This window comes from Clostridium mucosae, assembly GCF_024622765.1.
Classification (GTDB): Bacteria; Bacillota; Clostridia; order Clostridiales; family Clostridiaceae; genus Clostridium.
This window is the reverse complement of sequence record NZ_JANKAF010000005.1, coordinates 1-12862: the sequence shown is the minus strand read 5'-3', so window position 1 is coordinate 12862 and position 12862 is coordinate 1. Positions and strand designations below refer to the sequence as shown.

Genomic DNA, 12862 nt, shown 5'->3' with positions numbered 1-12862 from the left:
ATTTCATTTTACACCATATTTACAATAATTACTATCCTTTAATTATTATTGTTTTCTTCAACTTTCCCACTTATGATTTTACGCTAAAAATTGCACATGGACAATGTAAAATTATAACCAAAGGTGTATTCTTTTAGTTCTTTTTATTAAAATACAAATTAAATACTTAAATTTATATTATTTGATATTAATGTTTAGTATCTACTTTTAACTATGCGTATCTGCTTTCATTTCCCAATGTATAACAAAAGCTAGTATAGCTCTTAAAATTATTATTGCCGCTAATATATACATCTCATCTAAAGACCTTACAATTACTGTTTTTAATATTTCTGCCCCTAATTTAAATTCAAGTGCAAGTGTTAATGACTGCGCAAATTCTACTTTTATAGGATAATTATTTCTAGTGATTATATTTAGTATAAATTTATAAAAAGCCTTAACCGCACCAACTATTATTATCAATATTCCCATTGATTCTAAAAGATGTATGGCAAATGGAGTTACCAACTCAACAAAATGCTCTATCAAACCTATCCCCTCCAAACTTGTCTTTATTACCAATTATCTTTTATAATAAAAAATAAGTAAAGTGAATTTAAACAAATTTAGAATTTTTATTGCATTTTTATGTTAATATAATACTATAAAATATATTTATTTGAGGTACCATATGATACAAGTGTATAATAGAAAAACAAACAATTATGAAGTAGAAAAGGTCGCAGGAGGAAATTATATAAAATGGTCTTATGATTCCCCTGTTGGAAAAAGCATAACAGAGCTTTTAGTTAAGAAAAAGTTATTTTCAAAGCTTTACGGAGCTTATTGCGATACTTCATTAAGCAAGAAGAAAATATCTAATTTTATAAAAGATTTTGATATAGATATGAATATAAGTTCAAGTACGATTGATGATTTTAATAATTTCAATGATTTCTTTGTGAGATCATTAAAAAAAGATGCAAGACCTATTGCATCTGATAATAACCTTCTTATTTCTCCTGGAGATGGAAGATTATTTGCATATGAAAATATTTCTATTGATAAATTAGTTCAAGTTAAAGGAATTCACTATAGTTTATCTGAGTTAATTGGAGATAATGATATTGCTAAAGAATATGAAGGCGGAGTATGTCTAGTTTTAAGACTTTGTCCAACAGACTATCATAGATTCCATTTTATTGATAATGGAATCCCTATGCAAAGCAATTTCATAAATGGTAACTATTATTCTGTTAATCCAGTTGCTCTCGAAAGAATTCCTAAACTTTATTGTCAAAACAAAAGGGAGTGGAGCATATTTAAATCTGATAACTTCAACGATATTATTCATATTGAAGTTGGCGCTACTTGTGTTGGAACAATAATCCAAACATATACTCCTGGTAATAGGGTTTTAAAAGGTGAAGAAAAAGGCTATTTTAAATTTGGTGGCTCAACTACAATTCTTCTATTTAAAAAGGATACAGTTAAAATTGATGAAGATATACTAAATCAAACAGAGCTTGGATTTGAATGTAAAGTATTAATGGGAGAAGTAATAGGAAAAAGAAACTAATATATTCGTATTTTTAATAGTTTCTTATGAACTATCGAAGTAAATATTAGGGTATAAATTATAATAGGTAACTAAAGTAAAATTTCTTATAAAATAAAATATATTATAGGAGTAAGTATTTATGGGGGATTTAATATATAGATTATTATTATTTTTAAATAGCAGTAAAGAAAATGATATTAATTATAATATTGCAATAACGATGCTTAGAAATATACGTTCTATTCCTGATATGTCCATAAATAAGCTAGCTGATCTTTGTTTTACATCTCCAGCTGCTATTACAAGGTTTTGTCACAAATTAGGGTATTCTAATTTGATAGAATTTAAAGAAAATATAAAAATAAATATAGGTCATTATAATGAAGGTCTTATGAAGCCTAAAGCATTGTATTATGATCTTTCAAGAGAAGATATATTAAATAATATGTCTTTAGAAATCATAAATGAAATAGAAACCTTTAAATCATTTATAGATTTAAAGGTTGTTGATAGAGTAGTTGAACTTATTTTTAATAGTAATAATGTTTGTATATTCGGAACACAATTTTCACAATTAATGGCTCAGGACCTACAGCGTAAATTAGCTAATTTGTCTAAACTTATATATCATGCTAATGATGTTCAAGAGCAGGAAAGATTAGCTGATGATTTGGATGAAAGTTCCTTAGCAATTCTAATTTCTCCTACTGGTAGATTTACTCTATATCATGAAAGACTTTGGGAAAAGATAGAGAAAAGTCCCACTACAGTAGTTGTTATTACCGAGCAACATAAACCTGAATATATAAAAAGAAGTGATTATATAATTTATCTGCCACCTAGAAATGATTCAAATGAATATGTTCAAAGTCACAGATATGACTTAAGCTATCTAATTGAATATATTTATGTTAGATACGGAAGCATGTATAAAAACATTTAATAGTAAAAAAGTAAAGGTAAAAAGCTTAAGGAAATCTATTTCAGGCTAGCTTCAGTAACTAAAAAGGAACTCAATTTTTAAATTGAGTTCCTTTTTCATTACATAACTCATCAAGATGAGTTATTTCCTTAATTATTCATTATGCATTGTCCATTATAAATTGCATTAAAACTCTGCTCTTTCTACCTTTTCAATTTTTTCTATAACATCTTTAAATTGTGGTAAATAATCTTTATGAGCTAATAACATTTCATTTAATAACTTTCTTCCTCTAACATCATCAGCTACTAAAGGATTAGTTACCATTGCTAATAATGCGGTATTGTAATCTCCTGTATAAGCTGCTTCTGCTGCTAATCTTTCAAATGATTTTATTTGTGCAACTAAGCCTTGTGCAAATATTGGTAAGTCAGTAACTGTTTCTACTGGGACTGGACCATTCTTTCCTACATAACAACTTACTTCTACAGCTGACTCATCTTCGAATTGCTTTAAAGTTCCATTATTTCTAGTATTAACAGCAATTATAGTATTTTTATCATTATATATTCCATTTATAACGTTACATGCAACATCTGAATAATGGGCTCCACCACGTTTAGCTAATTCTTCTGGCTTTTCTTGTAGATTAACATCTTTATACATTTCAAATAATTTCTTTTCTACTTCCATTACTACTTCTGCTCTAGTCTTTCCCTTTTTAAATTCTTCTAATTCACTATTTATCATATCTCTTGTTTTGTAATAATATCTGTGATAAGGACAAGGAATTACTCCAAATGCCTTCATTGTTGCAACATCCCAATCGAATCCCTTTATATTTGCCATTGTTTGTGTCTTTGAATCAGGTGCTGTTAATTCTTTTATAACTTCTGCTGTAACATCATTACCATCTAAATAAACTTTTTCTGCATAAACCATATGGTTTAATCCAGCAAAATCTACTGTTACTCTATCACTATTTACACCTAATATATCAGCAAATGAATATTGTAACCCAATAGGAACATTACAAACTCCTACTACCTTTTTATGAACTCCATATCTTAATAAAGCTTCAGTAACTATTCCAGCTGGATTTGTAAAGTTTATTAACCATGCATCTGGACATAATTCACTTATATCCTTAGCTATATCTAATATTACTGGTACCGTTCTTAATGCTTTAAATAATCCACCAGCCCCATTAGTTTCTTGTCCTAAAAATCCATGACTTAGTGGAATTCTTTCATCTTTAACTCTTGCAGGTAGTAACCCTACTCTTAGTTGTGTTGTTACAAAATCTGCATCTTTTAAAGCTTCTCTTCTATCTAAAGTTAAATGAATATTCATTGGCACTCCTGCTTTTTCTACCATTCTCTTTGCTAGTGCACCAACTATTTCTAACTTTTCTTTACCTTCTTCAATATCTACTAGCCAATAATCACTTACAGGCATTTCGTCATATCTCTTAATTAATCCCTCTACTAATTCAGGTGTATAACTTGATCCTCCACCTATTGTAACTATCTTTAAGCCTTTTCTATCCATGTGCCCAACCCCCATAACATTTAATATTCTTTTTTCTATATCTTAATTATATCTGCACATTTCAGAAAACAATTTCAAAATTTGAAAATCTAATTTAATTTTAATTTTTTATAACTATATTTTTTATTTCAGTTTTAAACTTTTCTTCGTTACCATTGAAAATAATAAGATTTATCCCCATTTCTTTAGCTCTTTCTTTAACTGCAGCTTTCACAGGTTCTTTTGTTGCAACTAAAATCTTATATACCTTTTCTCCACCAATTTGCTTACTATAAACATCTAGCTCATTTAGAGCATCTTCATTATATTTATCACTATCCTTACATGATATACAAATAGGAACTGAATCCTTTACTGCAACTACATCTACTTCATTTCTAACAATTTTACTCTTATCATTCCATAAGAACATAACTCCACTTTTCACTTCATCTATTTCTTTAATTTCACTAATCATAATATTAGTTGCCATCTCAAGCCAAGTTCCACTTTTAAATATAAATGATTTTAAATATTCATTTTTAAAATTAACATGAATCTCATTATTAGAATCCTTAATATAATCTATTCCATTAATTTCCTCTAACTTGTTTAATATTTTATTTAATATGCTTTTTTCCTCTTGTTCTAAAAATTCAGCTTTTATAGTAACCTTTTTAGCATCCTGATAATCATGTATGAAAATATTTGAATCATATAACTTTTGCTTATATTTATGCCATAGCCCTAAATTTTCATATATCTTTTTAGTTAAATAAATTAAATCCTCTTTATCACAAAGACTACTTGCATCATTTAAAAGTTCTCCTCCAGATGCCTTGATAAGATTATCTAATTGCATATCTTCATATTCTTCCTTAATAACTTCAATACTCTTACCAAATGTATATAAAAATTTATTTTTTATATCTACATATATTGAATTCAATAAATTATCTTTACTTATATTCAATAATGCCAAAGAGTTTACTCTGCTACCGCCGGTTAAATTAACTAATATATTTCTATTTTTATTTTCATTTATTATTTTAATTAATTTATCAATTTCGCCTTCATTGATAATTGCCTTATTAAATTTCACATTTGGAATATAGTTTTCATAATACCTTTTTACAGAATCCATTAGAATTTCGTTATTTTTATCATATATAAACAATACTTCCTTTGGATTAAATTTTTTAGTTGCTAATATATTTGCTTGATTATGCTCATCTAATTGGTTTATTAATATATCTACATTCATATCTCTAATCCTTCTTTTTTAATTTATATATTTCTAATTTATCCAAAGAGGATAATTTTATCCTAAATAAACATATATATATTATATTCCTACAATACAAAAAGAGAGAGCTCATCAAGAAACCTCTCCTTTTGTGTTAGCTAAATAAATGTCTAGCTAAATGCACTCCTGAACATGATGCCATCATTAATCCTCTCGTTAATCCAGCTCCATCTCCAATAGCATATAAATTTTTAATATTTGTTTCTAAATTCTCATTAAGTTTAACAGAATTTGAGTAAAACTTTATTTCAGGTCCATATAGTAAATTATCAGGATTCGCAAATCCCTTTACTACTTTATCCATCTCTAATATAAAATTAACTATATTAGTCATTGTTCTATATGGAATTCCCAATGTTATGTCTCCAGGCATTGCAGTTTTTAATGTTGCCTCTACTGAATTATTTTCAAGTTCTTCCTTCCAAGTTCTCTTACCATTTAATATATCTCCAAATCTTTGAACAACAACTTCTCCATTGGATAGTAGATTTGTAAGCTCAGCAACTTTATTTGCATATTCTATTGGTTTTTTAAATGGTTCAGTAAATTTATGTGAAGAAAGTATTGCAAAGTTTGTATTTATACTTTTCTTTTCCTTATAAGCGTGCCCATTTGCTAATGAAACACCATTATCATAAACTTCTGCTGCTACAAATCCATCAGGATTTTGACAGAAAGTTCTAACCTTATCTCTAAATGGAGCTACATTTCCAATAAATTTACCTTCATACATGAGTTCATTTACCTTTTGTATATCTCCTTCTGATTTCATTTCAAATCTTACACCAATGTCTACTACTCCAACTTCCTTATCTATCTTATGCTTATCGCATAAGGCAGATAAGAAATCAGCACCATTTCTTCCAACTGATATAACTACTTTATCAGCATAGTAATCTCCATTTTCAGTTACCACGCCTTTAGCCTCACCATTTTCGATTATAATATCCTTAACTATAGTTCCAAATATTATTTGCACACCGTTTTCCAATAAATAATCTTCTAATTTTCCATAAAGCTCTCTCGATTTTTCCGTTCCTAAATGTCTAATAGGAATATCCACCAAATTTATATTTTCTTTTTTTGCTTTATCCTTTATCTTCTTTATTTCATCTTTATGCTCTATTCCCGCTATATTCTTTTCTCCCCCAAATTCTAAATATATCTCATCACAATAATCAATTAAATCCTTTGTACTTTGATGTCCAATTATTTCTGGTAGATTTCCTCCAACTAAAACTTCTTCTGAATCTTTATCATATAAAGATAGCTTTGCATCAGAAAATGCTCCTGCTCCTGCAAATCCAGTAGTTATATTACAATATGGCTTACACTTAACACATTTATTTAATTTTGGTATTGGACAATATCTTTTATAAACAGATTTTCCCTTTTCAATAATTAAAATTTTCTTTTCTGGATTAATTTTTGAAAGCTCATAGGCAGTAAATATACCACTAGGTCCTGCACCCACAATTACAACATCATATTTATTTTTAATAAAATTCATTTGATAGCCCCTTATATTACGAACGTTATTGTAAATCCATAAACAATTATACGTCATTTTATAGGAATATCAATGTTTTTTTATAATTTTAATATTTAATTTTCATATTTTTAGTAGAATTTTCTTAAAAAAATAAAAAATTGTAGTTACTACACTTATTTTTCTGATAACTACAATCTTGACTATACAAAATGTAGTTACTTTTTAAATTTTATAATAACTACATTAATCTTATTTAACTAATTCATTCTACTCTTTACTCTATATAATCATATAACATTTATCTAAATGCTAAAGAAAAATGATTTATATAATAAAGCGGATATTAAATAACTCACTTCTTTTTTGCTTATAAAAAGCTCTAAATGACAAAAACATTTGGCAAAATTCATATTTTAATTTATTTTAAGCAAAATAAAAACCCTGTAAATATGCTATTTACAAGGCTTTTCTGGTACGGCGGAGAGGATTCGAACCCCCGACCAACTGGTTCGTAGCTATTTCATTGATTGCTTTTTTAAAATTCTTAATAATCAAACAAGCTTCTGCATATTTATTTTACTATATTCATAAATTAAATAAGTTTGCTTAAATTTAATTAAGTTTTTTATTTTTGCCAACAAATCTGCCAACATATAAAACTCTTATTTTTAAATAAAATCAAAATAACTCTATTTTATTTAAATCGTTAATTTTACTTTCACCTTTTCTCATTATTAATAATATTTTATTTTACCTATTTTATAAGAAATATAGCCTCCAAAAATCTTCACGATTATTTCCTCCATATCCATTTCTATACTAGGCAAAAACTTTATTTTAGTTTTCTTTATATCTTTACTATGAATAAGTGTTATATTTTTCACTTCTTTTCCCAAAAATCTTTCTATCATATTCTTTGAATTAAATTCATCTTCATCATAAATTATAGTTATTTTTTTTATCCTAGATATTTTTTTTATATTTTCTAATATATTAGGAGTTAAAAAACTTCCTACTCTATTAGTTTCTATCAATATTTCATCAAACTCAAAATCCTTATAATATTGAAAATACTTTATATACTCATCATTTGTAATAAGATATCTATTAACACAAAATTTATCTATATCGCTATTAATTATATTGGGAACTCCCTTCAAAAAATTTTTTAGTTTTTCTGTATTTTCTAACAATACTTTATCATCTGCATATTCCTTCTCCGAATTTAATCTTATAAACTCTCTATCTAATTCAAAAAATTTATCTAAAGTCGGATGAACCTCAAGTTTAATTTGCTTTAAAAAGCTATTAATTAACTTATCATTTTTATCGTCTTTTAATTTTATCTCTAAATCATTATAAGTATCTTTGCTATAAATGTTTAAATCCTTTATCTCATATAATATTTTTCTATTTTTTATATCTATAATTTTATCAATTTCTTTTATTTCTTCAAGTGTATTTTTATCCTTATTATCTCTTTGATCCTTTTCGTAAATATCATTAATCTCTAACAGTCTCATTTCTAAAAATTCTTTATCTACCCTTATTTCCTCGGCTAAATATATATCATATTTAGATATATTTTCTTCCACTATATTTTCTCTATTTACTATTTCACCTGTTATTAAATTTATATATATATTTAAAATCTTAATTTCATATTCAATTACTTCTTTCTTCCTTAATGCATTTATCCCTTTATCTGTTAATTCTAACTTCTCTCCTGCAACTATAACTATAAATTCATTTCTATACATATCTATAATAATTTCATTCATTAAATCTATACTTATACCTAATATTTCTTTAATTTCTCCTATTACACATACATCATTCTCTATTAATTCCAATACTACTTCAAAAAACAAATTTAACTCACTACTGTTTTTAACTCTACATTCAATATATATTTCCTCATAAGGTATAAAAAGTTTAATTTTTTTCCTTAAATTAAGTCTATCAGTATTTAATGAAATATTTTTTTTTATATCTTTAATTATCTTTATCATACTATTCTACACCTACTATTTGTTTCTATATATTTTACAATCTCTGGAAATTTATTTTTAGGAATTTTTTCATCATTCAAAAATTCTTTATCTCCAACTATCATTAATAATGATTTTGCCCTTGAAAAAGCAACATTAATTCTAGCTTCTTCATCTAAAAATCCTATACTCTTTTTTCTTTTTTTATTTGATTTTACAGTAGAGTAAATAATAATCTCTTTTTGACTTCCTTGAAAAGCATCTACCGTATCTATTTCAACATCTATGTTTTTATATTTTTGTTGCTTAATAATATTTTGCAATTCATATTTTTGCCCTCTATAAGATGTAATTACACCAATTTCTATCTTTCTATTACTTTTACTATCAAACCATCTCAATTTATCCTTTATCAAATCAGCTTCAAGTTTATTAAAATATGTCTTAGTATTATAAATAATTTCTTTTTCTTTTCTTTCATCTATCGAATACTTAGAAGTATCTATCCATTCTATTGATATATCTTTATATTCTTCAATATCAATAACTCTTTCGAAATCATTACAGCCATTAATTATATCATTGTTATAAAACAATTTACTTATTAAATTTCCTATAGTTGAATGCATTCTATATTGACATGTTAAAATCTCTTTATTCCCTTTTTCTACCATTTCATGTAATTCCTCAAACAAACTAATTTTAAAATTTTCATAATTAAACTGACTTTTTTCAATAAAATCTTTATCTAATACAGCTGGCAATTGTTTATGATCTCCAACCATTATTATTTTTTCTCCTTTTGTCAGAGAAACAGCAAGTTCTGGAAAAGTAGACTTTGCTACTTCATCAATAATTAAATAATCAAAATCCATTTCTTTTATATCTTTTGATAAAAAGCCTACACAAGTCCCCGATATTATAGATGCATTTTTAATTAAATACATCTCTAACAATCTACTATTTTTTAAATTATCTATCCACTTTTTCTGTATTCTTAATATATTCATTGCTTTTTTTTGATTATCATTTAAATTTAAATTTCCTATCTTATAAATTAAATTATTATTTATTTCATTTTTCTTTACTCCATAAATTTTATTTTTTTCTAACTCATTAAAATATTCATTAATCTCATTAGCAGATATATTAAGCATTAAACTCAATTCTATAAATTTTTCATTACATGTTTTTATAATATCTTTATATAAATTTTCTCTAAGCTCTTTTAACCCAAACTTATCTTTTATCAACGGATCAAAATCATCTGTATTTTTCCCTAATCTTATTATTTCATATTTCAATCCTAATCTTTCAACAAATTTTCTTATTGACTCATCTAAAACAAAATCTTTCAAGACTTTATCAACAGCTTTATGAGATTGAGATACTAATAATATTTTCTTTTTAGGTAAATTAGAATTCAATTTATTTTTCTTTAATATTTGTAAAATAATTTCAACTATTACATTACTTTTGCCAGTCCCTGGTGGACCTTGTATCATCATTATATCTGATGTATTTAAAGCTTTATTAACTGCTGTTCTTTGAGAGAAATCTAAAAACTTATTTACATACTTTATATTTTTACTAAACTCTCTAGATTTTGTTTTCTCAACCCCTGAAATTACACCTTTCAAATTAAAATGACATGAATATCTTTCTCTTTCTATATTGGCTATAGCATCTAGCTGCCTCTCAACATTAGCTAACTCTTTTCTATAATCTAAACATATTTTTCCTTTCTTAGGAATAATCCAACTTTCCGTTGCTCTTATTTTTAAAACAACTCTATTATTTTCCATATAATCTGTTTCATAATACCCTAGATTTCTTTGTCTTATCTTATTAACGTTACTCTTTCTATTATCAATTTTTTCATATATAAAATATTGTTCTTCATTAAACTTTTCTAAAGGAATAACACCCGCTTTTAAAATAAAAGTATATATTCCATTTTCTAAAATCACATCTTCATATTCATACCTTATATACTTATTTTTTATATTCTTTCGAGTTAATTCCAATAAATCTTTCCAAATTCCATATTTCTTTTTATATTCTTTATCAATATTTTTATTAGATATATAATAAAAATAAAAATCATCAATCTGATTTCTTATCTCCAAACTATTATTTCTACTTTCATGATGAGCAATTCTTCCATCTACAATTTTAATATTAGCATTTAATAGCTTATATATCTTTTTCTTTTTCTCTCTTTCTATAGGCATTATTTTTTTTATAGTTTTAACTTTAAAAATATTCAATAATTCATCAAATATACATATAAAGATATAATTATTTCCTAAAAACTCGTATTCCTCCCCATTTCTAAACCCATATATATCCACAAAATTTTGTTCTATTTTAAATTTAATTTCTCTATTATTTATATTTTTATTTAATAAATTATTTCTTTTCAAATATTTAATATTTTCATTTGATATTTCTATATTGATTTGTCTATATCTCTTCAAAAATTTATTAAGTAAATTTCTAATATCATCTTCAACTTCATAAATAGTCTTATATCTACTATCTATATTTTCAAAAGTCAATTTTTTTATTATAGGCTTCAATGTGTTATCTATACCTGAAGTTTTATCTATTATATCTGAAAAAATACTAGCCTTAACTGGTTTTTCTCCAGTAAACAAATAATAAATTATACATCCTAATGAATATAAATCACTTTGTTCTGTAGCATTTTCTAAATGTAATTTTACCTCAGGAGCAGAATAAATACTTCTATTTTCGATTTTAAATTCTTCTTTACTTAAAAGCTCTTTAATCTTACATAATCCGAAATCTAATAATTTCACTTTATTTTCATCATATATCATAATATGATTTGGATTAATATCTCTATGAATAATTCCTCTTGAATGAGAAAATGATATTGCTTCTATTATTTCACTTATGATAGAAAACTTATCTCTAATTGATAACTCTTCAAGATTTATTTCAGATAAATTCTTCCCCTCTATATACTCTAAAAATATAGCTCCTGCTCTTTCTCCATTTTCATTATTTTTATATGTTTTATGCTCTAAAATTTTAACAATTTTATCACACTTATTTAATCCATATAATGCATTTAACTCTCTCATATATATGTCATTATAAATTTTTTTATCAATTCTAGAAATCGATTTAACTACAATCATTTCAGTATTTCCCCTATACTTAATCAAGTTAACACTTGAGCTTTTGATATCATTTTTTTTACTATCTAATCTTCTAATTACTTCAAACTCTCTTTCTTTAATCATTTAATCACCTCAATTACCATAACTTAAATAAATTTCTAAATAATACGAAATTTATATATCTACATTATAGAAAAACTAAAAATTATTTGCAATATTAATACAGACTCTTATATAAAAAGAAAGGTATCCTATATATATTAAAGAATACCTTTTATTCCTGTCTTTTTAACATTAAATATTATTTTATTACTATATACTTAAAATTATTATCTATCATTATATTCCCTTACTAACAAACCCTATTTCTCTCTTTTCTTCAATCAATAATCCTTTCACGCCCAAAATTTATTTAATAAAATTCAATAAACTACTTACTAATTAAAAAAACCCTTTTCGTTCATAGTTCCTTGAATCTCCATGTTAGCAACTAAATATTTATCTCCTTCACATACTAAATCTAAGGTCAATAATATTTGTGTTGTTGTTTTCGTATTATTAATTTCAAAGCTATGCCAAACCCTAGCTAATACTTTTCCTTCTACTACATCAGTTACATATATCTCTGCTTTATCATAAGTAGATTTATACTTTACTTTTGCTTCTGTAGAACTTAAATTGTATTTATTATAAAATTCATTAGTTGCATATGCTCTTATACTTTCCCTTCTATCTGTTTTATCATCATATTCAAACATACCTTTTAAAAAGTTTTCAGCTGCTAATTTAATATTTTCACTCTCTTTATTACTTGAAACTTTTAAAATCAACTCTCTATTTTCTTCTGTAAGCTCTTTTACTAATTCAATATTTTTATTATTTTCAATAACTAATTTATTATATTTAGTATCCATTGACTTTAATTT

Annotated in this window: 9 protein-coding genes; 2 read left to right on the top strand and 7 right to left on the bottom strand. The window is 25.2% G+C overall.

What is annotated here, in order from left to right:
• Positions 1–207: 207 nt before the first annotated feature.
• Positions 208–531, bottom strand: coding sequence for a DUF1622 domain-containing protein (locus NSA50_RS07680; protein WP_195263939.1), 324 nt, complete (start codon positions 529–531; stop codon positions 208–210).
• A gap of 142 nt (positions 532–673) precedes the next feature.
• Between NSA50_RS07680 and NSA50_RS07675 the strand changes: the two genes are divergently transcribed.
• Both NSA50_RS07675 and NSA50_RS07670 read left to right on the top strand, forming a co-directional pair.
• A complete protein-coding gene (locus NSA50_RS07675) occupies positions 674–1561 on the top strand; it encodes a phosphatidylserine decarboxylase (RefSeq protein ID WP_257444222.1) in 888 nt (295 codons plus the stop codon).
• 121 nt (positions 1562–1682) lie between these two features.
• The gene (locus NSA50_RS07670; protein ID WP_195263941.1) at positions 1683–2486 is read left to right on the top strand and encodes a MurR/RpiR family transcriptional regulator; all 804 of its coding nucleotides are present in this window, start codon (positions 1683–1685) and stop codon (positions 2484–2486) included.
• A gap of 165 nt (positions 2487–2651) precedes the next feature.
• On the opposite strand, the gene NSA50_RS07665 is transcribed toward NSA50_RS07670, so the two are convergent.
• The 6 genes from NSA50_RS07665 to NSA50_RS07640 form a co-directional block, all read right to left on the bottom strand.
• Positions 2652–4016 carry a 6-phospho-beta-glucosidase gene (locus NSA50_RS07665; RefSeq protein WP_195263942.1) on the bottom strand — a complete coding sequence of 455 codons (1365 nt, stop codon included), beginning with the start codon at positions 4014–4016 and terminating at the stop codon, positions 2652–2654.
• A 100-nt stretch (positions 4017–4116) separates the two neighbouring features.
• Positions 4117–5259: a Card1-like endonuclease domain-containing protein gene (locus NSA50_RS07660; protein WP_195429670.1), complete on the bottom strand. Its 1143-nt coding sequence runs from the start codon at positions 5257–5259 to the stop codon at positions 4117–4119.
• A gap of 136 nt (positions 5260–5395) precedes the next feature.
• Positions 5396–6811 (bottom strand): NAD(P)/FAD-dependent oxidoreductase, encoded by a 1416-nt coding sequence (locus tag NSA50_RS07655; protein WP_257444219.1) that lies wholly within the window; start codon positions 6809–6811, stop codon positions 5396–5398.
• 716 nt (positions 6812–7527) lie between these two features.
• A complete protein-coding gene (locus NSA50_RS07650; protein ID WP_257444217.1) occupies positions 7528–8805 on the bottom strand; it encodes a hypothetical protein in 1278 nt (425 codons plus the stop codon).
• Complete coding sequence (locus NSA50_RS07645; RefSeq protein WP_257444215.1) at positions 8802–12059, bottom strand: AAA domain-containing protein; 3258 nt, start codon at positions 12057–12059, stop codon at positions 8802–8804. The genes NSA50_RS07650 and NSA50_RS07645 overlap by 4 nt, the downstream gene beginning before the upstream one ends.
• 314 nt (positions 12060–12373) lie before the next feature.
• A partial coding sequence (locus NSA50_RS07640; RefSeq protein ID WP_257444213.1) for a hypothetical protein occupies positions 12374–12862 on the bottom strand: 489 nt, incomplete at its 5' end.